Annotated in this window: 21 protein-coding genes; 12 read left to right on the forward strand and 9 right to left on the reverse strand. The window is 36.4% G+C overall.

The annotated features are described in order from the left end of the window. Window positions 1-2 precede the first annotated feature (2 nt). A complete protein-coding gene (locus ACXX8U_RS01680) occupies window positions 3-767 on the forward strand; it encodes a hypothetical protein (RefSeq protein ID WP_458564339.1) in 765 nt (254 codons plus the stop codon). Window positions 768-825: 58 nt separating this feature from the next. On the opposite strand, the gene ACXX8U_RS01685 is transcribed toward ACXX8U_RS01680, so the two are convergent. After that, window positions 826-2,103, reverse strand: a complete 1,278-nt coding sequence (locus ACXX8U_RS01685) for a replication-associated recombination protein A (RefSeq protein WP_458564340.1) — start codon at window positions 2,101-2,103, stop codon at window positions 826-828. A 230-nt stretch (window positions 2,104-2,333) separates the two neighbouring features. On the opposite strand from ACXX8U_RS01685, the gene ACXX8U_RS01690 reads away from it, so the two are divergent. Then, on the forward strand, window positions 2,334-3,125 hold the full coding sequence (locus ACXX8U_RS01690; RefSeq protein WP_458564341.1) for a rhomboid family intramembrane serine protease: 792 nt from the start codon (window positions 2,334-2,336) through the stop codon (window positions 3,123-3,125). Between the two features lie 28 nt (window positions 3,126-3,153). Here the strand turns inward: ACXX8U_RS01690 and rlmB are convergent, their stop codons facing one another. The 8 genes from rlmB to ACXX8U_RS01730 all read right to left on the reverse strand — a co-directional run bounded on the left by rlmB (window position 3,154) and on the right by ACXX8U_RS01730 (window position 17,570). Then, entirely contained in the window at window positions 3,154-3,888 is a 735-nt protein-coding gene (rlmB, locus tag ACXX8U_RS01695) for a 23S rRNA (guanosine(2251)-2'-O)-methyltransferase RlmB (RefSeq protein WP_166138122.1), read from the reverse strand. A 66-nt stretch (window positions 3,889-3,954) separates the two neighbouring features. Further along, entirely contained in the window at window positions 3,955-4,908 is a 954-nt protein-coding gene (locus ACXX8U_RS01700; RefSeq protein ID WP_458564342.1) for a hypothetical protein, read from the reverse strand. 12 nt (window positions 4,909-4,920) lie between these two features. After that, window positions 4,921-6,582: a SusD/RagB family nutrient-binding outer membrane lipoprotein gene (locus ACXX8U_RS01705; protein WP_458564343.1), complete on the reverse strand. Its 1,662-nt coding sequence runs from the start codon at window positions 6,580-6,582 to the stop codon at window positions 4,921-4,923. Between the two features lie 18 nt (window positions 6,583-6,600). Then, window positions 6,601-9,792 (reverse strand): SusC/RagA family TonB-linked outer membrane protein, encoded by a 3,192-nt coding sequence (locus ACXX8U_RS01710; RefSeq protein ID WP_458564344.1) that lies wholly within the window; start codon window positions 9,790-9,792, stop codon window positions 6,601-6,603. 498 nt (window positions 9,793-10,290) lie between these two features. Further along, window positions 10,291-11,187 (reverse strand): hypothetical protein, encoded by an 897-nt coding sequence (locus ACXX8U_RS01715; RefSeq protein ID WP_458564345.1) that lies wholly within the window; start codon window positions 11,185-11,187, stop codon window positions 10,291-10,293. 11 nt (window positions 11,188-11,198) lie between these two features. Beyond that, window positions 11,199-12,701: a SusD/RagB family nutrient-binding outer membrane lipoprotein gene (locus tag ACXX8U_RS01720; RefSeq protein WP_458564346.1), complete on the reverse strand. Its 1,503-nt coding sequence runs from the start codon at window positions 12,699-12,701 to the stop codon at window positions 11,199-11,201. Between the two features lie 11 nt (window positions 12,702-12,712). Beyond that, window positions 12,713-15,799 (reverse strand): SusC/RagA family TonB-linked outer membrane protein, encoded by a 3,087-nt coding sequence (locus tag ACXX8U_RS01725; RefSeq protein WP_458564347.1) that lies wholly within the window; start codon window positions 15,797-15,799, stop codon window positions 12,713-12,715. An 85-nt stretch (window positions 15,800-15,884) separates the two neighbouring features. Then, on the reverse strand, window positions 15,885-17,570 hold the full coding sequence (locus ACXX8U_RS01730; RefSeq protein ID WP_458564348.1) for a BamA/TamA family outer membrane protein: 1,686 nt from the start codon (window positions 17,568-17,570) through the stop codon (window positions 15,885-15,887). A 264-nt stretch (window positions 17,571-17,834) separates the two neighbouring features. Here ACXX8U_RS01730 and rpsL point away from each other — a divergent pair, with 264 nt between their 5' ends. The 10 genes from rpsL (at window position 17,835) to rplV (ending at window position 24,697) form a co-directional block, all read left to right on the forward strand. Then, window positions 17,835-18,218, forward strand: coding sequence for a 30S ribosomal protein S12 (rpsL, locus tag ACXX8U_RS01735; protein ID WP_007136570.1), 384 nt, complete (start codon window positions 17,835-17,837; stop codon window positions 18,216-18,218). Window positions 18,219-18,284: 66 nt separating this feature from the next. After that, window positions 18,285-18,761 (forward strand): 30S ribosomal protein S7, encoded by a 477-nt coding sequence (gene rpsG / locus ACXX8U_RS01740; protein WP_166138146.1) that lies wholly within the window; start codon window positions 18,285-18,287, stop codon window positions 18,759-18,761. A 10-nt stretch (window positions 18,762-18,771) separates the two neighbouring features. Beyond that, window positions 18,772-20,928 carry an elongation factor G gene (gene fusA, locus ACXX8U_RS01745; protein ID WP_458564349.1) on the forward strand — a complete coding sequence of 719 codons (2,157 nt, stop codon included), beginning with the start codon at window positions 18,772-18,774 and terminating at the stop codon, window positions 20,926-20,928. Between the two features lie 11 nt (window positions 20,929-20,939). Continuing rightward, on the forward strand, window positions 20,940-21,245 hold the full coding sequence (rpsJ, locus tag ACXX8U_RS01750) for a 30S ribosomal protein S10 (protein WP_007803605.1): 306 nt from the start codon (window positions 20,940-20,942) through the stop codon (window positions 21,243-21,245). Window positions 21,246-21,617: 372 nt separating this feature from the next. Continuing rightward, entirely contained in the window at window positions 21,618-22,235 is a 618-nt protein-coding gene (gene rplC / locus ACXX8U_RS01755; RefSeq protein ID WP_072945403.1) for a 50S ribosomal protein L3, read from the forward strand. Beyond that, on the forward strand, window positions 22,235-22,864 hold the full coding sequence (gene rplD / locus ACXX8U_RS01760; protein WP_166138152.1) for a 50S ribosomal protein L4: 630 nt from the start codon (window positions 22,235-22,237) through the stop codon (window positions 22,862-22,864). The genes rplC and rplD overlap by 1 nt, the downstream gene beginning before the upstream one ends. Window positions 22,865-22,870: 6 nt before the next feature. Beyond that, window positions 22,871-23,161, forward strand: a complete 291-nt coding sequence (rplW, locus tag ACXX8U_RS01765) for a 50S ribosomal protein L23 (RefSeq protein WP_166138155.1) — start codon at window positions 22,871-22,873, stop codon at window positions 23,159-23,161. Between the two features lie 6 nt (window positions 23,162-23,167). Continuing rightward, the gene (rplB, locus tag ACXX8U_RS01770; protein WP_166138158.1) at window positions 23,168-23,992 is read left to right on the forward strand and encodes a 50S ribosomal protein L2; all 825 of its coding nucleotides are present in this window, start codon (window positions 23,168-23,170) and stop codon (window positions 23,990-23,992) included. A 6-nt stretch (window positions 23,993-23,998) separates the two neighbouring features. Next, on the forward strand, window positions 23,999-24,277 hold the full coding sequence (rpsS, locus tag ACXX8U_RS01775; RefSeq protein WP_007136562.1) for a 30S ribosomal protein S19: 279 nt from the start codon (window positions 23,999-24,001) through the stop codon (window positions 24,275-24,277). Between the two features lie 6 nt (window positions 24,278-24,283). Further along, window positions 24,284-24,697: a 50S ribosomal protein L22 gene (gene rplV, locus ACXX8U_RS01780; RefSeq protein ID WP_024981512.1), complete on the forward strand. Its 414-nt coding sequence runs from the start codon at window positions 24,284-24,286 to the stop codon at window positions 24,695-24,697.

Genomic DNA, 24,697 nt, shown 5'->3' on the forward strand with positions numbered 1-24,697 from the left:
TCATGAAAAAATATTTCTTAGTTGCCCTTTTGATGATCTGCGGCTTGTCTAAAGCACAGTCTATCAACGATTACAAAGCTGTTATTGTTCCTGTTAAATACGATTGGCTAAAACAAGATAATCAATATAGACTCAATACATTAACCAAATTTAATTTAGAAAAAGCAGGATTTCAGGCTTTTTACAATAAAGAAAGTATACCAAGTAGTTTTAATGACCGTTGTAATTTGTTGTACGCTACAGTACTCAATCAAAGTAATTTTTTGATTACGAAATTAGTCGTACAATTAAAAGATTGTAATGAAAAGGTGATTTTCGAATCCGAAGTGGGAAAGAGTAAGGAGAAAGATTATAAAGTCGCTTACACGGAATCTTTAAATGAAGCCTTCGAATCAATTTTAGCGTTAGGATATCAATATAGTGGTACATCTGTAGTTGCTCAAGAAACAGTTGTCGCAAAACCGGCGGAGCAAATGAGCGCTCCAAAGTCGAGCGAGGTTGTTGTTGCTGCTCCTGCTTCCACTGCCACAGTAGCTTTGACGTCTGGAGCTGATTTGTTGTATGCGCAAGCAACAGCGACTGGTTTTCAATTGATTGATAGTACTCCAAAAGTGGTAATGAAATTAATGAAAACTTCTCAGCCGAACTCATTTATCGCAATCAAAGGAGAATTGCAAGGTTCCTTACTTTTAAAAGACGGACAATGGTATTTTGAATATTATAAAAATGATGTCCTACTATCAGAAAAAGTAAACGTTAAATTTTAAATTTCGTAATTGTCACAGAATTAAAAAGCCAGAAATTGTTCTGGCTTTTTTTATAGTTTTAATATCCGTATTTGTCTTTCCAGCGATTTTTTAAAAATTCACGAATACTGTTTTCTCTCGAGTTATTTCCAGGAACATAAATTGGAGTTTTGCTCAAGGCATCAGGTAAAAATTCTTGTTCAGCAAAATTATTGGCGTAATCATGAGAGTATTTGTATTCTTCCCCATATCCCAGTTCTTTCATCAGTTTGGTTGGTGCATTTCGTAAATGAATGGGAACGGGTAAATCTCCAGTTTGTTTCACGAGTTGCTGCGCCGTCCCTATTGCTAGGTAAGAGGCGTTACTTTTTGGCGAAGTGGCCAAGTAAACTGCACACTGACTAAGTATAATTCTACTTTCAGGATAACCAATGGTACTCACGGCCTGAAAGGTGTTATTGGCCATGATAAAAGCCGTAGGGTTAGCGTTGCCAATATCTTCACTCGATAAAATAAGCATCCGTCTGGCAATAAATTTTACATCTTCGCCACCTTCGATCATTCGTGCTAGCCAATACACGGCTCCATTGGGATCGCTCCCTCGAATAGACTTGATAAAAGCTGATACAATATCATAATGCTGTTCACCTGTTTTATCATACAAAACAGTGTTTTGTTGTACCAATGAAAAAACGAGATCATTGGTTATGATAACATTTTCAGATGCTGAGGCATTAATCACTAGCTCAAAAATGTTCAATAATTTTCGACCATCGCCACCAGAAAGTCGAAGTAAAGCTTCTGTTTCTTGTAAAACAATATTTTTGGTTGCGAGTATTTTGTCTTGTTTGATGGCGCGTTCCAACAAAGATTCTAAATCTTTTTTTGTAAAAGCATTTAAAATATAAACCTGACAACGCGACAAAAGTGCAGGAATTACTTCAAAGCTCGGGTTTTCCGTTGTAGCACCAATAAGTGTGATCCAACCTTTCTCTACAGCGGCTAATAACGAATCCTGCTGTGATTTGCTAAATCGATGAATCTCATCTATAAAAAGAATCGGATTTTTAGCTGTAAAAAGTCCGCCACTTTGCTTGGCTTTTTCAATTACATCCCTTATGTCTTTTACACCAGAATTAATGGCGCTCAAAATATAAAAAGGCCGTTTTGATTCCTGCGCTATGATTTGTGCCAAGGTTGTTTTACCAGTTCCAGGCGGTCCCCAAAATATTAAAGAGGGAATACTGCCACGGTTGATCTGCTGCGTAAGTGATCCTTCAGGTCCTACAAGATGTAATTGACTGATGTAATCCTCCAGTTTTTGAGGGCGAATGCGTTCTGCAAGTGGAGCTTCCATTGAGGTTTGTTTGCTTACAAATCGCTCACTTTTGTAAAAATGTAACGATTTAAGTTAAAATGTAAAATTACTATTTTTATTAAAAGTCTTTTGCTTTTTGTTGTTAGAACTGATTTAAGTTGATAAGATGTCAAAAAAGCATAAATTGATTTTGATGCCTTGCTGACAAAATAGCACGCTGGGTGGTTTGGATACATTTTTGAAGTTGGTTTGAAACAATTGCGCACAATATGGAAAATGAATTTAAATATAACAACAAGGTTGTTTGGTTCCCTTTCGTCTTTGTTTTTATGATTTGGTTGGTCTATTGGTTACAAATTCGATTCGATTTTGATTTTGTAGAAAACGGCATTTTACCTCGAACAGCTTCAGGGTTGCAAGGCGTGTTGTTTAGTCCATTTATTCACGCTGACTTAGAGCATCTGTATAACAATACAATTCCATTAATTGTTTTGTTGTCTTGCCTACAGTTTTTTTATGCAAGTCAAGCAAACAAGGTGATTGTACTAGGAATCTTGGGTTCAGGACTGCTGACGTGGTTAATTGGTCGATCGAGTTACCATATTGGCGCTAGCGGATTAATCTATGTATTGTTCAGTTTTATTTTTTTTAAAGGAATTCAAACTAGATATTACCGATTAGTGGCACTTTCATTAGCTATTATTGTAGTGTATGGTGGTTTGGTTTGGTACGTTTTTCCTTTGCCTGACGGTACAGAAGGGCAATCTATTTCCTGGGAAGGGCATTTGTCTGGATTGCTAACAGGCTGTTTCTTGGCGGTTAGTTTTGCTACGCCAAAGTTCAAAAAAACACCAAAATACGAATGGGAAAAACCAGACTACGACCCGTCCGAAGATAAGTTTATGCAACGGTTTGATGCTGATGGAAATTTTGTGAACTTACCACCTGTTGAAGAGCCAGAAGTAATTGAGGAGCAAACTATAAGTTTATCTTATTTTACTTCAAATGCTATGGTTGTATATCATGTAAAACAAAAAAATGAACTAGAGCCGGGGCAATAGTTCATTTTTTATATTGTGATTTTGTTCTTTATTGACGTTGTCTCACCGCTTCGTACAAAAATGCACCACAAGCTACAGACACATTTAATGATCCTATGGTTCCAAACATTGGTAGTTTAGCTTTTTCATCAACCAATTTCAAAACAGATGGATTTACACCTCTATCCTCAGAACCCATAATGATAGCCACTGGCTCGTTCAATGCTATATCGTAGATGTTTTGATCTGTTTTCTCAGTTGCGGCTACTGTCTTGATTCCGCTAGCTTGCAACAAGAAAAGCGCGTCTTTAATGTGTTCTACTTTACAAATTGGAATGTTAAAAACTGCTCCTGCTGAGGTTTTAACGGTGTCACCATTTACAGGTGCTGAACCTGCTTTTTGAACAATTATTCCATTAACACCAGTACATTCTGCAGTTCTGATGATGGCACCAAAATTACGTGCGTCAGATATTTGATCTAATATTAAAAACAAAGGCTTTTTGCCGTTTTCAATAACAGTTTCAATTAGTGTTTCTAAGTCAAAGAATGAAATAGGAGAGATGGTTGCTACCGCACCTTGGTGATTGTTTGGTGTTAAGCGGTTGAGTTTTTCGACAGGAACGTAAGAGAAGTTAATATTGCCTCGCTTCATGACTTTCATTAAGTCTTTCATGAGTTCGCTACTAGCCTCTTTTTGAATGTATACTTTGTCAACCGTTGCGCCAGATTGTATGGCTTCGATTATTGCTCTTATTCCAAATATTTGATGTTCTTTTTCCATGTGGCAAAGATATAAAAAAAAACCACCCCGAAAAAGGGGTGGTTTTGTTGTTAAGTTGATACTTTTTTAGCGTGCAAAGATTGCTGGCCAATTGGCTCCACCTTGTCTTGAAATGGTAGTTGTACCTGAATCGTTGTAAGTACTTCTCCAATTTAAAGTAATCGTATTGCCTGATGCAGCTGTAATGGTGTAAGTGTATGAATCACCATATTGGTCTGTACCACCGGCAACTAAATTATTACAAAACCATGTAACTTTTGAGCTAGCACTGAATGCTGGATTGTCACCATAACATGAAGATCCGAACATTCCAAATGATAAATCACTTATAGCGTATACTCCAGGTGTTGCTGTTTCAGTAAATTTAACTGTTCCAGTTACTGTTGTTCCGCAAGCTGCGCCGGCAGCCTTCATATTTGTAGTTACATATGTGTGCGTACCCGCTAGACTTTCAGTTATAGGACAAACCACATTGGCACTGTATTGGAATGGAGATGAAAAATAAGCACCTCCAACTACGTTTGCGTTTGAATTAGATCTTGTAAATACGCGTCCGTCTTTTAGAACTTGTGCCAAACGGATTATAAATTGATCTCCACCAGTGTACTGTGAATCAGTTAAGCCAAGTTTAGTTTTCAATTCTGCAATTGTTACACTGATAACAGCTTGAGGTAATTCCCTTGTTCCAGCTGTAAAGTTTGCAGCTGCAATTGATTTAAGTAGTCCCTCAGCTTTTGGATTTGTACCATTTCCAGTAGAGTTGTCCACAAATGAAACGTAAACATCCACTCTTTCAGTATCCTTGCCTTCGTTTTTGTCTTGAACTTCTAAGGTTACTTGAAACTTAGCATTTGCATCTCCAAGGGCGATACTTGGGTTATCTACTTTGATTGTACGAAGTGCTCCACCACCATTTACAGTGTTATCTAAAACAAAGTCTACAGGATTATCTCCCTCACTACATGAGAACAAATAAGTAGATAGAACTACAACGCTAAGGTATTTTATTAATTTTTTCATGATTTATTTTTTTTAGTTACCAAATGGGAAACCTGTTTCAGGATTAGTATCCCAGAAAACACGTTGCGTTACTTTAGCTTTCTGTTTTATGTTTGGATTAGTACCAGTTACATCTGCAGGATATAAGAAAGAACGAATGAAACCATCTGCTTTTTCGTCTATGTTTGGTTGAATTCTTCTAGGAAATCCCGTTCTGCGGTAAGCATTGTAAGCATCTGTACCATTTCCAAAAAGTGATATAAAGAACTCTGTAATTACAACATCTAGTCTTTCGGCGTTACTTGTTGCAGCATCATATTTGTCTGTTACAGCAGTTATATAATTCGTATCGGCACTGAGAGCAGGTGCAAAAGAGGCAATTGCAGTTTTATCTCTTGTAATAAATCCTCGTACTTTAGTCAAGGATTTTTGGATACCTGCGGTCATAAATGCTCGAGCATCACCAGTTCCTCCTGTAGATAGCGCTGCTTCAGCTCTCCAAAAATCAACTGTAGATGCTAAAACTATCGGCGTTATTCCACCTCCAGCAGCACCAAACGTAAGGCCGTTTATCGCTCTAAAAGTATTGTCATCAAATTTACCTCCAGCAGGATAAACACCAACAGCAGTACGTTTTTGTCTGTCATTTGGAATTCCTTCGTCATTTCCATGGTCTCTTCCCCAATATCCTTGGTCAGAGTCAATACGGCAGTACACATATCCGCCAGCTGCATAGTGAGCAGGTGCAGGTTCTACGCTACATCTTAAGTCTTGCTCACTCACAGGAACTGTATTTACTTGTCTGTAGAAGTAATATCTCATTCTTGGATCCTGAACTGGTTTTCCGTTTTTCATTTCATTCATCAACCAGTTAGCTTGGTAACCATCTTCTATTCCTGAAGGTGTGTAATTAGCAATGTAAAGTGGATGTCTAGAATCAGGATTTGAATTGCTAACCCCCCAGTTGAATTCAAAATCTTCCCCTGTACCTATGAAAGAACCTGATGAAATGATGGTATTGAACTTAGTTATTGCAGTTGGATCAACTAGCTTAGTTTGCAGATAAATTTTTAGTTTTATTGTGTTTGCTAATTTAATCCATTTTGCCCAGTTTTTATTGTAATAAAAATCGATTGCTGGATTAGCTGTTGAAGCTGCATTGAAGTTAACAATTGCTTTATCTAATAATGATAAGGCTGCTGCATATACATCTTTACCCGCGTCTAGTTTTGGTGTAAGGTTTGTCGTGCTTACTGCTTCAGAATAAGGAATATCTCCAAAATAATCCACAAGAGTCACAATGGTGTATGCCTCGATTACCTGACCTATCGCGATGTGCTTGGTTAAACCTTTTTCTTCAGCAATAGGAGCTATTAAACGATTGTTTTTCAAGATTACCGCATAAGCACTTGCCCAAGTACCGTTAAATGTGCTTGCAGAGTAGGCATCATCTTGGTAACTTCTACCAAACATGTATTTTAATCGGCTCACTTCAGCTCCAACTGTACCGAAACTTTGCATCGCTCCGGCAAACTCTGTTTGTACTTTGTTTAATAATAAATCGGGATTAGCTGCAGTTTCCGGTAATGCGTTCGGATCTTCTGTTAATTCTAGGTTTGTGGTTTCGCACGAGGAGAAAGTCACGATACTTATTAATGCAATAAGTAAACCTGCTGTTTTTAATATTTTTTTCATAATGTTCATGTGTGTTTTTTAGAAAGAAGCTTTTATACTAAAACCATATCTTTTACCGCTCGGTCCGTTTAAGAAATCGAAACCTCTTCCGTTTCCTACACCGGTACCAACAACGTTTGGATCAAAATTTACGCCTTTTGGAGTGTTGAATGCGTTATAGTACAAGTTGTAACCTGCTACGCTAAAACTAAGTGACCCGAAAGGTGTTTTTTCTAAAAATTTAGTTGGTAATGTGTAACCCAAAGATACTTCGTTCAAACGTACTACGGATCCGTCATAAACGCTAAGTTCGTCTGGTCCGAAAGCAATATTGTTAAAGTAGTATGTTGAGTTGTTGATTTGAATATCGTTTGGTGTTCCGTTTTCTTTTACTCCAGGTAAGATAAACGTTTGTAGTCTGTCTACAGTATCAGTAGTTAAACCTCTACCAAGTAATGCAGCAGTAGTTTGTGAGTATACATCACCACCACTTACATAGCTTATTAAGAAGTTTAAATTAAAGTTTTTGAAAGTGAATGTGTTAGTGGTATTCAAAGTAAAGTCAGGATTTGGGTTTCCAATGATAAATGGACCTGCTTCAATAGCGTAATCACCCACGCTGTTTACTACAAAATTACCGTTTGCATCTCTTTTAACTCTAGACCCAACCATAACACCAACTTGTTGGCCTTCGATAGCTTGGTTACCTAAGTTGGTGAAACCTGCCGTTGTAATTCTTTCTAATTCACCAAGATCCTTTACAATCATTTCTCCCTTGAAAAAGTTTGTAGATAAATCCCAATTGAATCCTTTATCGTCATTTTTCACTAGGTGAAGATCAAGTTCAATCTCTAAACCATTACCTTTTAATAGTCCTATATTAGTAAAAGTAGTTAAGAAACCACTTGATGGGTCAATAGGTGTTTCAGTAATTAAATTTTTTGTTTCTCTTAAAAAATAGGAAGCATTTAAGCCAATTCTGTTATCGAAAAATTTCGAATCAAATCCAAATTCGTATTCACTAAGTAATTCAGGCCTTAGGTTGCTATTTCCTAAGCGTGAACTTGCTTGTTGTGAAGCGCTAATGACACCGTTTATATCTGAAAACGCTCTAGGATTTCCTTCAATAGTATTAGCAACTGGGTATGAATCTGCAAATCCGGCAGAAGTTCCGTAACTAGCACGTAATTTTAAGAAGTTTAATCCTTTATTACTAGTCATTGAAGAAAAGGCTTCTGTTGGAATAAAAGAGATGCTTCCTGCTGGGTAAATTATACTATTGATAAACGTGTTAGAAACCCAGTCTTTTCTAGCTGACAAATTTACATACAAGTATTTTTGATAGTTTAACTCAGCCAAACCATAAAGACCAACGATGTTTTTGTTTTCGGTATATTGAATAGGTGATTGTGTACTAAAGTTGTAATGTCTTTGAATTCCAAAAACTTGCTGACCTTCGCTAAATACACCCTGTCTGTCATAAGATTGATATCTTGAGGTAGCACCTGCAGTAAAGTTAAACCCTATTTCGTCTGTTAAATCATAGTTTCCATTTAGCATCAAGTTGTGATCCCAGATCAAATTGTTGTTGTCAACTGTTCTATAGTTTCCTAAAACCGGTCCTCTAGGAGCACCAACATTTGTATAAGAGCTATTTCTTTCGTTATAGAAATCAAATCCTAAACGGTAGTTTAATTTTAAGTGGCTGTTTATTTCATACTCCAATGCAGTGTTTCCAAATGTTCTGTGCGTTAATTGGTTTATTGATGAGTTGTTAAGAGTCCAATATGGATTCACGATATCGTTTCCAGAACGATAGCTTAAGTTTGCTCCAGTTATAGGATGCTGTGATGGCCAGTTTTGCAAATCAACATTTCGAGGTGTGTAGAAAATATCAGCAAAAATAGACAAACCTGAACCGGCAACACCTGAACCGTTACTTCTTGCTACTGGTGGAGTTGTGAAATCAGTTCTTGAGAAATTCATGGTACCGCTAATGGTAAATTTGTTACTCAATTTAGATCTTCCTCCTGCACTAAATGAAGTTCTTTGCAAAACATTTCCAGGAGTAAACCCTTCGTCATTTAAGTTTCCAAAGTTGAAATTGTAAGAAGTGTTTCCGTTTTCAGATGCACCTGCTAAATTTACACTTGTATTTACAACAGCTCCAGTTCTGAAAAAATCTTTAACGTTATTCGGTACTGGTTTGTAAGGAATACGTAGGCCTTGGTATTCTGGAAAAACGCTCGCTAAGGCTGGTTTGCTATATGGGTGCAGAATTGTTCCATCAGCGGCGATTCCTGATCCTGTTGCTGCATAACCACCTAGGCCATCTTTATAAAATCCTGGTCCCCAGTTTGAAAAGAAGTTTCCATAGGTTTGATCGAATCCGTTACCAAATGTGTTTTGATAGTCTGGTAAAGAAGCTATTTCATTAAAAAATAGTGATTGGTTTACCGTTATTTCATTTTTCTTACTTCCTTTTTTAGTTGATCCTCCTTTGGTAGTGATTAAAATTACTCCATTTCGTCCTGCTGTACCGTATAGGGTAGTAGCTGCATAGCCTTTAAGGATGTTAACGTTGGCAATGTTATTAGGATCTAAGTCAAGAAAACGGCTTGATCCAGAGTTTCCATCGGCAAAGTTTCCAGAGGCATTAGTGTCGCTGGAGAATGGCACTCCATCTACAATGAATAGCGGCTGTGTGTTTCCAGAGATTGAATTTAGACCTCTAATGTTAATACTTGTACCAGAACCAGAAATACCACTGGTTTGGTTGATGATAACACCTGAGGCTTTTCCAGTTAAAACTCTGGCTACATCCCCCTCAGCTCTTTGTTCAATTGCTGCTGATTTGATTTCACTAACGGCATAACCAAGAGATTTTTTCTCTCTTTTAATACCTTGTGCAGTTACTACTACACTTTCAAGTTCTGTAGTTTCGTTCTGCATTTTGACATTTAGGTTTGTTGATTTCGCAACAACCTCCTGATTTTTCATCCCAATAAAACTAAACAAAATGATGCTAGTTGGGCTTGCTTTGATAGAAAATTTTCCGTCAAAATCAGTCTGAGTTCCAGTTGTAGTTCCTTTGACTAATACACTTACGCCTGGTATTGGCATGCCTGCATTGTCCGTCACAGTTCCCGAAACTGCTCTCTCTTGCGCAAAGGTTAATTGCGCTAGTAGTACTGCTAGTAGTACTAAAAATCCATTGAACTTTAGTTTCATTATTTAATTGTTTTGATTAGTAAGGCAAAACTCTTAATTATTTGTTAACTTTCCTAATTAAATTGTTATAAATTATCTTTTAACAAAAAATGTTGTGAATAATATGTGTTTGTTGTTAATTATTGTGGGTATAGTGTAAGATTAATTGTATCTATACAATGTTGAATATTCCCGTTTATTACTGATTTTGGTATAAGATCGATGCTATAAATGGGCTTTTTGGATGTTGAATTTTCAACTAATAAGTAGCGCTTATCTTAAGTGGATATTGGTTTCATGGTATCAGCAATAATTAAATTTATCTCTTATCCCGAGGCAGAATTTACTCTTTGCCTAAGAGTTAATTTTAGATTTGTCTTCAAATGTTTTTTTTTTTTTTTGGGTTACAAAGTGGTGCAGTTTGGGTTAGAAGTATTTTTAACTTTTGTTTTCGAGGATTATGGTCAAAAAAAAGCCACCCCGAGAAGGGGTGGCTTATTAATCAAAATCAAGAGGTGATTACTCTAATCTACGAATTACTTCATAGAATTCTCTTGGTGCAGCTGGATTGTATCCAACAGTAAGTTTAATGACGTCTTTTCTGTTGTTTGTTCTTTCGACAACATTAGAAGTTCCACATTTAGAAAGTGTCAAACTTGATGGATTTGTTTCACAAGAAATTGCTGCAACACCATTTAATAATGTTGGTGCTCCTGTGAATGGGTCCTTTGTTAAAACAGTTACTTTGTTATTGGCGTCAACTGTAAAATACCAGTTGTTTCCAGAGAAATTACCAACATATTCAGTATGCTTGTATAAAGTTTCGCTTAACGCTTCAATTACACGTGTCGCTCCAACTGGTGAAGCACTCCCTGGAGTATTTACTCCAATTCTGAAGTAAGTTCCTTCTAACACTTCATATCTACCTGCTAAACTATTTGCTCCAAGTGCTTTCACTGTGATAGTAATCGTATTGTTTTCTGCAACTGACTCTGATGAGTCAACGATTTCTAAAACAATATCTTTAAAATCAAACGGTACCAAACCACCAGTTAGAATTTTTACAGATGCTTGAGCGCTTGTTTGCCCTGCAGGAATTGTAAATGTTTTCACAGGTAGTTCAAATTCTACTCCTTCTTTCGCTTCTGAAGTAGATTTCGTAGCAATAGTTACTGTCACATCTCTGTCTAAAGCAACGTTTTTACCGCCTGCGTAAGAGATATCAAAACTAAACGTTTTTGGAGTGTTTGCTGCATCTTTAATGATGTTCACTTCTGTTGCCGTTTGTGCAAATGTTGTCAAAACTGGACCTTTTCCAAAGTCTGTTTCGTCTTGGTCTAAAATAGCATCACATGAAGTAAAAGATACTGCAAGTACGATCGCTGCTATGGTTTTAGATAATAAATACTTTTTCATAATTATATATTTTATTTCCAGAATGGATTATCATTGAATGCTGATGCAGCTGTTTGTGCAGGTACATTTTGAGAGTTTCTTGAAATCTCTGAAGAAGGATATAAAAGTCTTACTGGTCTCTTTCCTCCACCTTCAGCAGGTTGTGGTAAGTTTGCAGGGAAACCTGTTCTTGTTTTCTCAATCCACAATTCAATAGATGATGTACCGTTTAATGCAACCCATTTTTGGGTAATAATCGCTTGAACTTTGTTTGGCGATGAATCCCATGAAACGTTAGGGATATCTTGTGCTAAATAAGTTGTTGCAGCAGTAGCAGCATTAGGAACAGCTAATCTTGTAAATGAAGCACGTACTGCTTGTTCGTATTTCGCTTTTGCAGCAGCATCACCACCTGCTATGTAGCCTCTAGAAATGGCCTCAGCTTGAAGTAATAAACTTTCTGGTAACGACATAATCGTTTGGTTTTGAGTAGCACTCACCAATAATCCAGGACCAACTTTTGCTAAGTCTCTAGATGTGAATCCAGTACCTGGCAGCGTTGTTGTTTGAGGAGCACCTTTGAAAGCGCCTCCAGTTGTAGCTCCAGCATAAAGTCTAGATAATCTTGGGTCATTTGTTGTAGTTAAGTATCCAACTGTATAGTCAGATGCTACAGTAAAATCTCCTCTGTCAGTTTCTAAACCAGTTGATGGTCTTCTGAAGTATCCGAAAAATGGGCTTTGTTTGTTAGTATCATCTACATAACCAGGGTTAGCAGCAATGTCACTTGTAATGTATCCTGCTCCGTTTGCATCAATTAATGCTATTTGTGCACGAATGTAAGCATCTTGGTTGGTGTTGCTTAAACGTACTAGCATTCTCAGTTTTACAGTGTTTGCGAATTGAGCCCATTTTGTCATGTCACCACCATTGATGATGTCTTTTTCATGTGGGTTCTCCGCATTAGCAGGTACACTAAGTGCTGTAGTAGCAGCCGTTGTTAATTCAGCAATAACTGCTTTGTATACAGTTTGTGCATCATCATACTTAGGAGTGATGTTTCCTGCTCTTAAATTAGCTTCTGTGTAAGGTACATTTCCGTAAAGGTCAACAAGGTATTGGTATTGAAAACCTTTTAAGATTGTAGCGATTGATTTGTAAGCGCTATAATCGTTTGCTCCAGCTGGATCGGTGTAATTTTGAACGTATGTTAAATCCCTAAAGATTGTACCATAAGACGTTTCAAAAATTCCAGCATAAAATCCTGAATTTACTGTATAACGAGCGAACTCTTGGTTAGCTGACCAGTTAGATGGGGTAGCCCAGTTGTATGCAATGTATTGACCTAAGTAGGTCATTTGCGTTGCGTTCAAACTCGCTAAATCTCTCTGTGCTACAGGTAGTGTTAAGCCAGGAGTTGAAATACCAGGGTTATTTGGATTGGTGTCTACATCTAAATAATCACTGCAACTTGCAGTCATCACGGCTGCTAATGTTAGCAGTGTACATGATTTTATGATTTTTACTATGTTCATGTTTTTAGGTATTAAAAAGTTAAGTTTAGGTTTACCCCAAATTGTCTTGTTGGTGGAGTTTGTGCTTGAGTACCAACTCCTACTGCATTTCCTGTAGTGAAGTTAAATTCAGGATCTGTTGTTGTGTTTTCTTTTGGTCTTAAGGTAAGTAAGTTTCTACCAAAGAAACCAATGCTCAATGCATCGATACCTGCTTTTTTGATGAAGTCAGAATTGAAATCATAGTTCAAGGATACCTCTCTTAGTTTTAGTGTAGTTGCATCAACAACATAATTTTCTTTCACCGTGTTGTATTCATCCCAGAAAGCATTTCCACCGCTTGCAGTCAAACGGTTGTTGTTTGCTACAAATCCGCCATTTCCATCAGAGTAAGATGAGTTAGGGAATACGAAAGGTTGTCTTCCTGCTGAGGCGCTGTGTTGTGTTAATCCTGTAAACTCAAGCGCATCATTCAGGTTATTATAGAATACATGTCCTGTTCTGTAATCAGCAACAGCATACAAGGTCCAGTTTTTATAGGTAAGCGTAGTGTTTAAACCTAGAATGTACTTAGGTGCAGTTTGCCCTTGTGTTCTGTTTTGGGAATCTTTAATAGGGTTACCATTATCACCAACAATTACTCTTCCTTCAGAATCTCTTAAATATGAACTAGTTTTGATTAATGGGTAAGATTCGCCAACTTTTGCAACGATTTCAGCATCAGCAAATCCACCAATACTTACTTCTTCAACACCGTCAAACAAAGATTTTACTTCAGATTTAATTCCAGAGTAGTTTACTCCCATTTTCCAACCAAAATCAGCTGTTTTAATGATTGTTCCTTTTAAATCAAGTTCCAAACCTCTGTTTTCAATTTCACCAATGTTAGTCAAAATGCTTGAAGCTCCCGACGCCAATGATGTGTTGATAGGTACAATTTGGTCAGTAGAATTTGTTTGGTAGATATTTCCATTGAAAATCAATCTGTTTTTAAACAAGCCAAGTTCTATACCAAATTCTTTTGATAATGTAAATTCCGGACTTAAATTTTGATCAGGATCTCTTGGGCCTTGAGATAAACCTGTAGTAGCTCCATAAGGGAATCCTACTGGGGTAGAGAAAATGGCTTTCGTAACATATGGTGCGCCACCATCGTTACCAACTCTTGCAACGTTGAACGTAAATTTTAAATTGTCAATTCCGTTATCGCTTTTGATGCTTGGGAAGGCATCACTTGCAAGAAATGATAAACCTGCGCTAGGGTAAAAGAACGATCTGTTTTGAATTGGTAATGAAGATGACCAATCATTTCTAGCTGTAGCAGTAAGGAATAAATAATCTTTATACCCTAAAGTTAATTCCCCATAAACACCTTGTCTTCTGAATAAAAATTTATCTTCACCTCCAAGTAACTCACCAGTTCTAGTTCCAACATTGTAAAAATCTGGAATAGTTAGGTTGTTACCACTAACGTTGACACTTGATGACGATGTTAAGCGTGTGTTTGCTCCAGCACTAATTTTTAAGTTAAAGTCATCACTTAAGTTTTTGTCGAATTTCAAGATGATATCATTGTTTAAACGCTGACCAACTCCTATTCTTGATGCAGTACTTGCTCCGTAAGGATCCATCGAAGAGTAAGTATTAGCTAATTCGAAAGCGTATGTAAATGCTCCGAACTCTCTTTTGAAATCTTCTGAAAATGAAGTGTATCCGGTATTCACAGATAATGTTAAATAGTCTGTAAATTTGTAATCAATGTTCGAAAGCACATTGAACTCAGTATAATCGTTTTTCTCTCTTTGAGTGTCAAGAATGAAGTAAGGGTTTTCATAGAATCTGTAAAAAGATACCTCGTTTCTAGTAAATTGTCCTGTTCTCCAGTTTTTCATTTGGTCCAAAGGAATGTGTAATGGCGTATTTAATACGTTCCAGTATACTGGTCTTCCTTGTCTACCTGCTGTTTCACTTACTTGGTTTGAGTGAGCTCTAAAGAAACTTACGTTTCCACCAACAGTTAATTTATTGTATTTTCTACTACCTTTTAAACGTACGTTTGTTCTGTTGTACGTATCGTTTGGTACAGTTCCTGTTGTATTTGTTTGGTCAATAGAGAATAAAAAGTCGCTATTTTCGTCACCACCTTTAAATGTGATACCGTGTCTAGCAGATACTCCTGTATCAAAAAAGTTACGGATGTTGTTTTTTACAGGTGTAAAAGGAACTTGCCAAACTGATCCGTCATCTAATGTTTCACTTGCGTCAACTAGTCTTCCGTCAAAACGTGGTCCCCAGTTTACGTTTTCCAATGGGTAAAGTGTTCCGTCAGGGAAGCCACCAACTCCAAATTCGCTTTGTACCTTAGGCAAGTAAGCTACTTGCTCTAATTGTAAAGAGCTGTTGTAGTTGATAGAAAGTTTACCATTTCCTTTTTTAGTTGTAATGATCATGACACCATTTGAAGCTTCTGAACCATACAATGCAGATGCGTTGGCACCTTTAAGGATGGTTACGTTGTCAATGTCATTTGGGTTAATTCTATCAAGGACTCCTCTTGCAGATGGGAATCCGTCAATAACGATCAATGCTTCGTTGTTACCTAACAAAGATCTGCTACCTCTAAGTACAACCCTTGTACTTGGGTTAACACCGTTATTTACAACGTTAACTTGCAAACCAGAAACTTTACCAGATAAAGCTGTAGCAACGTTTACGGCTCTTGTTTTGGTTAAATCTTCACTTTTGATGTTTTCTACCGCATAAGAAAGTTCTTTCGGTTTTCTTTTGATACCCATTGCGGTAACAATTACACCTTCAAGTTCAACTGAGTCGTCTTTCAGTGTAATTTTTAAACTTGTTGAACTAGCAGCTAGCTCTTGGGTTTTCATCCCAACATAGCTAAATACTAATACTTGACTTGCACTTGCTTTGATGGTAAATTTTCCATCAAAATCAGTTTGTGTTCCAGATTTTGTTCCTTTAACCAATACGCTTACTCCTGGTATAGGTAAGCCTGCATTGTCAGAGACAACTCCTGAAACCGCTCTCTCTTGCGCAAAAGTTATCTGCGCCATTAGTGCTAATAAAAGCACTAAGATTCCATTGAACTTTAGTTTCATTTTTTAATATTTTGAATTAGTCTCGCAAAACTCTTAATAATTTCTTAACATTCCTAATAATAGTAAAACCATTTAGTGTTAAAATTTAAAATTTAACATTGTAGCTCAAGTGAATTATGCTGTTTTGAAAATTGAATTTTTCTTCTAACGTTGCTCCGTTTGCAAACGCTAGTCTTAAAAGTCCGTTTGATGTTTGAAGTCCGATCCCGAAACCAGTGCCTAGTCTTGATCTAGTGCTGTTGCTTGACAATGAGGAGGATTTGTCTTTTGCGAGGCTATAGTCTAAAATACTGTGAAAGTACAATTGAGTGTTTAGTGTGGTTCTGAATTCAGTTTTTAGTACAGTTGCCATTGATGCTTGTAGGCTATTTTCGTTAAACCCTCTTAAACTGTTAAATCCGCCAAAACGGTATAATTCATTTTGTAAAATATTTTTGCTTCGTAACAAATAGCTATTTGATTGTATAATGATATTATTTTTTTGAGATAGTGTTATGTTGTAGGTCCAGTTAATACTTGTTGAAAATTGTTTTTGTGTTTCTGGGTTTGCTGTGTTATTTAAGTCTCTCTTTCCTAGGTCGAAATTTACTGATAGTTGATTCGGTTCTGTATTGTTTAGTCGTTTAGTAGTGTCTTCGTATTTATATCCGATAGTTAAAAAGGAGTTTGAATAGTCTTGTATAGTTACGCTGTTTATGTTTTGGATGTCATTTGATGTTGTGGTTTGATATCCAACTGTTATTATTTGTCGTGATTTTATTTCATAGGTTGCAGCGATCATTGTTTTGGTATTTTGAAACGTGCTGTCTTGTCTAAATAAGTTTAACTCTGTTTTCAGTCCGATTGGGGAGTTGAAAATAAATGGTAATACAACGCTTGCGTCAAATGTTTTTTGATCTTGACCGTCGCTTTTCCAATTGATCTGAATTTTTTCGCCTCTTTTAAGTATGTTTTGTAGTTCGATGTTAGCATATCCATTTAGTTGAATTTTTTGAGCATCGTTATTGCGAAATCCGATAAAGCCATCGAAAGTGTTTGCGTTTTGTTTTTCTAGGTAGACATACACTGCAGTTGAATCGGTTGTAAGTAGGGCCTCTGGGTATTTACTATTTTTTGCAAATCCTAATTTTTCAAATTGATTGTATATATTCGATAATGTTTCTTTGTTGTATGTTTTGGTTAAGTATTTCTTTTTGATTTGGCTCAAGAGACTTTTTGGTAGTTGCAGATTGTTTGCTTGTTCTACGATGATATTGGTTAATTTTCTACTCGAGCTTTTATAAATTTCAAGTTCGGCTTGCAGTAGATTTTTTTGTCTTTCGATGTTTTTTAGTCTGATATTAGCAAGAGCGTTGCCTTGTTGCTCATAAATGGAAAGTATGTTGCTTAAAAATTGGTCCAAATCTTCGTAATCGATTGTGTGTGTTTTTTTAGTTTTGCTAAAAGGAGGTATTTCAAAATTATTCGGTGCGTTAATAACTACTGATTTTATCCTATCGCCGAAATAAATAGTGCTACTGTACACGCTGTCATTTATTTTTACCGCTGTTTGAATGTTGCTGTCTAAAAATCCTTTTTTTATTAATTGCTGACTGATTGTGGAAATTCTTTTTTCTATGGACTGTAAGTTTGTGTGTTTCTTTAGGCTGAGTAAAGTGTCTGGTAGTGTTTGATTTTCGGTTGTTGCTGTTTTGAATTTTATATAGAATGATTGTGCACTCATTGTGATTGTACAAAGTAGAAAAAGCAGCAGTGCTAAATTATTTTTCAATTGAGTTTGTATTTTATGATGAGCTGGAAATCTTTTTTTCTCCCTTTTCGAAGTCAAATTTATGACATTTTTGGGCTCGCTTAGTCTGTTTTAAAATATTAAATTAAGGAAATCATTGTCGTTGTTGGTTAAAGATCTTTGACTTACAATTATTTGCTCTTAAAAATAAATTCAAATGATGTTGTAATCTCAAAAAAAATAAATACATTTGCAACCCCGTAAAAAGCGGGAATTTAATATAATAAGAAATTTTTAGTATTAATTATGCCAACAATTCAACAATTAGTAAGAACAGGAAGAACTCAGATAACTAAGAAGAGTAAATCGGTTGCTTTAGATTCTTGTCCTCAAAGAAGAGGGGTTTGTACGCGTGTTTACACTACAACACCAAAAAAACCAAACTCTGCAATGCGTAAAGTTGCGCGTGTACGTTTGACAAATGGTAATGAAGTGAATGCTTACATCCCAGGTGAAGGACACAATCTACAAGAGCACTCGATAGTATTAGTTAGGGGTGGAAGGGTAAAAGATTTACCAGGAGTTAGATATCACATCGTTCGTGGTGCACTTGATACGTCAGGAGTAGCAGGAAGAACGCAAAGAAGATCTAAGTACGGAGCAAAACGCCCAAAAGAAGCAAAAAAGTAATTTAAAGTTTGTATGTAGCAAGGCCTAATGGTTTTGCATTCGTATCTATTTTATTAAAAAAAAGACATGAGAAAAAGAGCGGCAAAGAAAAGACCACTTTTACCAGATCCAAGATTCAATGATCAACTGGTAACACGTTTCGTAAACAACTTAATGTGGGATGGAAAAAAATCGACAGCGTTTAAAGTATTTTATGATGCAATTGACATCATTGAGTCTAAAAAACAAGATGCTGAAAAATCATCACTAGAAATCTGGAAAGATGCATTAACAAACGTTATGCCTCACGTAGAGGTTCGTTCACGTAGAGTGGGTGGAGCTACATTCCAAATTCCAATGCAAATTCGTCCTGATAGAAAAATATCTATGGCGATGAAATGGTTGATTCTTTATTCAAGAAGAAGAAACGAAAAGTCAATGGCTCAAAGATTAGCTTCAGAGTGTTTAGCTGCTGCTAAAGAAGAAGGAGCTGCTGTTAAGAAAAGAATGGATACTCACAAAATGGCAGAAGCTAACAAAGCTTTCTCTCACTTTAGATTTTAATTCGTAAGAAATGGCTAGAGACTTAAAATATACAAGAAATATTGGAATTGCTGCTCACATTGATGCTGGTAAAACAACAACAACTGAGCGTATCCTTTTTTATACTGGTAAATCACACAAAATAGGTGAAGTACACGATGGTGCTGCAACTATGGACTGGATGGCTCAGGAGCAAGAAAGAGGTATTACTATTACTTCTGCTGCTACTACTTGTGAGTGGAATTTTCCAACTGAGCAAGGTAAAGCATTGCCAGAATCTAAACCGTACCACTTTAACATTATTGATACTCCTGGTCACGTTGACTTTACTGTAGAGGTAAACCGTTCATTACGTGTATTAGATGGTTTAGTGTTTTTATTTAGTGCTGTAGATGGTGTTGAGCCACAATCAGAAACTAACTGGAGATTAGCTGATCAATATAGAGTTCCACGTATGGGATTCGTTAATAAAATGGACCGTCAAGGATCTAACTTTTTGGCAGTTTGTCAGCAAGTTAGAGACATGTTAAAATCAAACGCTGTAGCGATCACTTTGCCAATTGGTGAAGAGAATGATTTTAAAGGTGTTGTTGATTTGGTTAAAAACCAAGCTATCGTTTGGCATGATGCTACTCAAGGGGCAACTTTTGATATCATCGATATCCCAGCTGATATGGTTGACGAAGTGAAAGAGTACAGAGATATTCTTATCGAAGCAGTAGCTGATTACGATGAGAATTTACTTGACAAGTACATGGAAGATCCAGATTCTATTACAGAAGAAGAGATTAATAATGCACTTAGAGCTGCTACTATGGACATGGCTATCATTCCTATGATTGCAGGTTCTTCTTTCAAAAACAAAGGAGTTCAGTTCATGTTAGATGCTGTTTGTAAATATTTGCCATCTCCAATGGATAAAGAAGGTATTTCAGGAATTCATCCTGATGATGCTGAATTATTAGAAGAAGATCAAACGCAAATCTTGCGTAAGCCAGATGTTAAGGAGCCATTTGCTGCTTTGGCATTTAAAATTGCTACTGACCCATTCGTAGGTCGTTTAGCTTTCTTCCGTGCTTACTCAGGTCGTTTAGATGCTGGTTCTTACGTATTGAATACACGTTCTGGTAACAAGGAGAGAATTTCTCGTATCTACCAAATGCACGCGAACAAACAAAACCCAATCGATTATATCGAAGCAGGTGATATTGGAGCAGCAGTTGGATTTAAAGATATCAAAACTGGAGATACATTGTGTGATGAAAAACATCCAATCATTCTTGAGTCAATGAAATTCCCCGCACCGGTAATTGGTATCGCTATTGAGCCAAAAACTAAAGCAGATGTTGATAAAATGGGTATGGCTTTGGCTAAATTAGCTGAAGAAGATCCGACATTTACAGTAAGAACTGATGAAGCTTCAGGACAAACTATTATCTCAGGTATGGGTGAGCTTCACTTAGATATCTTAGTTGATAGAATGAAGCGTGAATTCAAAGTTGAAGTAAACCAAGGTGAGCCTCAAGTTGAATACAAAGAAGCTTTTACAAGATCAGCGCAACACAGAGAAACATACAAGAAACAATCTGGAGGTCGTGGTAAATTCGGTGATATTGTATTTTTATTGGAGCCAGCCGACGAAGTTGATGGTAAAGTTCCTGTAGGTTTGCAATTCGTTAATGCTGTTAAAGGTGGTAACGTTCCTAAAGAATATATTCCTTCTGTAGAAAAAGGTTTCCGTGAAGCTATGAAACAAGGTCCTTTAGCAGGATACCAAGTAGATAGTTTGAAAGTTACTTTATTAGATGGATCTTTCCACCCTGTGGATTCTGATGCACTTTCTTTTGAATTAGCGGCAAGAATGGGTTATAGAGAAGTAGCTAAAGCTGCTGGAGCTGTAATCTTAGAGCCAATCATGAAAATGGAGGTTATTACACCAGAAGAAAACATGGGAGATATCGTAGGTGATATTAACCGTCGTAGAGGTCAAGTTAATGATATGGGTGACAGAAATGGAGCTAAAACTATCAAAGCTGATGTGCCATTATCTGAAATGTTTGGATATGTAACAACATTAAGGACATTGTCTTCAGGTCGTGCGACTTCAACAATGGAATTTTCTCACTATTCAGAAACGCCTTCTAATATTTCAGAGGCAGTAATCAAAAAAGCAAAAGGAAACGCTTAATCTTTAAGAAAATGAGTCAAAAAATCAGAATAAAATTAAAATCTTACGATCACATGTTGGTAGACAAGTCTGCTGAGAAGATTGTAAAAACAGTAAAAACTACTGGTGCTGTTGTAACTGGTCCTATTCCGTTGCCAACTCACAAAAAATTGTTTACAGTATTGCGTTCACCGCACGTAAACAAAAAAGCAAGAGAGCAGTTTGAAGTAATGTCATACAAGAGATTGATTGATATTTACTCATCTTCATCAAAAACTATTGATGCTTTAATGAAGCTTGAATTGCCAAGTGGAGTAGAAGTAGAAATAAAAGTATAATTTTTTTATATTTTAATAGAAAAAGCGAAACAGAAATGTTTCGCTTTTTTTTTTATGTTCTTTTATTTACTTTTTTATTATGTTTTTTTCATAAAAAATCTTGTAATCCCTTGTTTTTCGGGCGTTTTAGTGGTTTTTCTCAAAATTGTTTTTTGCTTTTTTTGATTGGCAAATACTGCTTTTGTGACCTGATTTTCTATCCCAATTTTTTTTGTTTTCTGTTTTTTGTTTTCTTTAATTGTGATAATGAGGGATTTAATTTTTGTAACTGTTTGGTATATTCGATTTTAATATATACTTTTGCACTCCCTGTTTGAAAGCTTCTGTTGTTTTCAAATTGAAGGGAGTTTTAGTAATTAATAATTAATATTTATGTCTGGGTTAATTGGTAGAAAAATCGGCATGACTAGTATTTTCGACGAAAACGGGAAAAACATTCCTTGTACAGTAATCGAAGCAGGTCCATGCGTTGTTACCCAAGTCAGAACCAAAGGTGTTGACGGGTATGAAGCGTTGCAACTAGGTTTCGATGACAAAAACGAGAAACATTCCACAAAAGCGGCTTTAGGTCACTTTAAAAAAGCGGGAACTGTTGCTAAGAAAAAAGTCGTTGAATTCCAAGATTTTGCAACTGAACAAAAATTAGGAGATCTTATTGATGTTTCTATTTTTGCTGAAGGAGAATTTGTAGATGTACAAGGTGTATCTAAAGGTAAAGGTTTTCAAGGGGTTGTAAAACGTCACGGTTTTGGTGGTGTTGGTCAAGCAACTCACGGTCAACACAACCGTTTAAGAGCGCCAGGTTCTGTGGGAGCTTCTTCTTATCCATCTAGAGTATTCAAAGGAATGCGTATGGCTGGTAGAATGGGAGGAGACAATGTAAAAGTTCAAAACCTTAGAGTTTTAAAAGTAGTTGCTGAGAAGAACCTACTTGTTATTAAAGGATGTGTTCCTGGTCATAACAACTCTTATGTAATCATTCAGAAGTAATGGAAGCAAAAGTATTAGATTTCAACGGAAAAGATACTGGAAGAAAAGTGCAACTTTCTGATTCAGTATTTGGTATCGAACCAAACAAACACGCTGTATACCTTGATGTGAAGCAATATCTTGCTAATCAAAGACAAGGGACGCACAAAGCTAAAGAAAGAGCTGAAGTAGCGGGAAGTACACGTAAAATTAAAAAACAAAAAGGAACTGGTACTGCTCGTGCGGGTAGTGCAAAGAATCCATTGTTTAAAGGTGGTGGAACTGTTTTTGGACCAAGACCAAGAAGTTATTCATTCAAATTGAATAAAAGCTTGAAGCGTTTGGCAAGAAAATCAGCTTTCTCGCTTAAAGCTAAAGAGTCAAATATTATCGTTCTTGAAGACTTTAATTTTGAAACTCCAAACACTAAAAATTTCATTAACGTTTTGAAAGCTTTAGAGTTAGAAAATAAAAAATCATTATTTGTATTGGGTGATACCAATAAAAATGTATATTTGTCCTCACGTAATTTGAAGGGTTCAAATGTTGTAAGTAGCTTAGAATTAAGTACTTATGATATTTTAAATGCTAATAATTTAGTTCTTTTAGAGAGTTCTTTGGAGGTAATTGAAGAAAATTTAAGTAAATAATAGGATATGAGCATCATAATTAAGCCTATAGTAACGGAAAAAGTAACCAAAGAAAGTGAAGTTTTAAACCGCTTCGGATTCGTTGTGAACAGAAAAGCAAACAAAGTTGAGATTAAGAAAGCTGTTGAAGCTGCTTATGGAGTAACTGTTTTGAGTGTGAACACAATGAACGTAAGACCGGATAGAACTACAAAATACACTAAAAGTGGTTTGATCAGTGGAAAGACAAATGCAATCAAAAAAGCAATTGTTCAAGTACAAGAAGGAGAAACAATTGATTTTTACAACAATATCTAAGATAAAATGTCAGTAAGAAAATTAAAACCTATTACCCCAGGTCAGCGATTTAGAGTTGTGAATGGTTATGACGCCATTACAACTGATAAGCCGGAACGCTCTTTGATAGCGCCGATAAAAAACTCTGGAGGTAGAAATAGTCAAGGAAAGATGACCATGCGTTATACGGGTGGTGGTCACAAGCAGAGATATCGTATTATTGATTTTAAACGTGCTAAGGATGGTATTCCTGCTACGGTAAAATCAATTGAGTACGATCCAAATCGTACTGCTTTTATCGCATTATTAGCTTACGCTGATGGTGAAAAAACATATATTATTGCACAAAACGGTTTGAAAGTTGGTCAGAAATTAGTTTCTGGTCCAGAATCACAACCTGAAATTGGTAATACTTTGCCTTTAAGTAGAGTTCCACTAGGAACTGTTATTTCTTGCATCGAGTTACGTCCAGGTCAAGGAGCAGTAATTGCTCGTTCAGCTGGTACTTTTGCTCAGTTAATGGCAAGAGATGGAAAATATGCAACAATTAAAATGCCATCTGGAGAAACAAGATTGATCTTGTTGACTTGTTCGGCTACAATTGGAGCTGTATCGAATTCAGATCATCAATTAGTAGTATCAGGAAAAGCTGGTAGAACTAGATGGTTAGGAAGAAGACCTAGAACAAGACCTGTTGCAATGAACCCTGTCGATCACCCAATGGGTGGTGGTGAAGGACGTTCTTCTGGTGGACATCCACGTTCAAGAAATGGAATACCAGCTAAAGGTTATAGAACTCGTTCTAAGAAAAACCCGAGTAATAAGTATATCGTAGAACGTAGAAAGAAATAATAAGATATGGCACGTTCATTAAAAAAAGGACCTTTCGTTCATTATAAGTTAGATAAGAAAGTTCAGGAAAACATAGCAGGTGGAAATAAAGGAGTGGTTAAGACTTGGTCTAGAGCTTCTATGATTACTCCAGATTTTGTTGGTCAAACTATCGCAGTTCACAACGGTCGTCAATTTGTACCGGTATACGTAACTGAAAACATGGTAGGTCACAAATTAGGAGAGTTTTCACCAACTAGATCTTTTAGAGGTCATGCTGGAGCAAAAAATAAAGGTAAAAAATAAGAAGCAATGGGAGTTCGTAAAAGAGAAACAGCAGATGCGAGAAAAGAGGCTAATAAGTCTATTGCTTTCGCAAAATTGAATAACTGCCCTACTTCACCTAGAAAAATGCGCTTAGTAGCGGACTTGGTAAGAGGTCAGAAGGTAGAAAGAGCACTTAACATTTTGAGATTTAGTTCTAAAGAAGCTTCAAGAAAATTAGAAAAACTATTATTATCTGCAATCAACAACTGGGAGCAAAAAAATAGTGAAGCTAGTTTAGAAGAAGCGGGATTATTTGTTAAGGAAATCCGTGTAGATGGTGGTATGATGTTGAAAAGACTTCGTCCAGCACCACAAGGAAGAGCACACAGAATAAGAAAACGTTCTAACCACGTAACAATCGTGTTAGGAGCTATCAATAACACACAAAGCAATTCTTAA

This window comes from Flavobacterium sp. GNP001, from assembly GCF_054343775.1.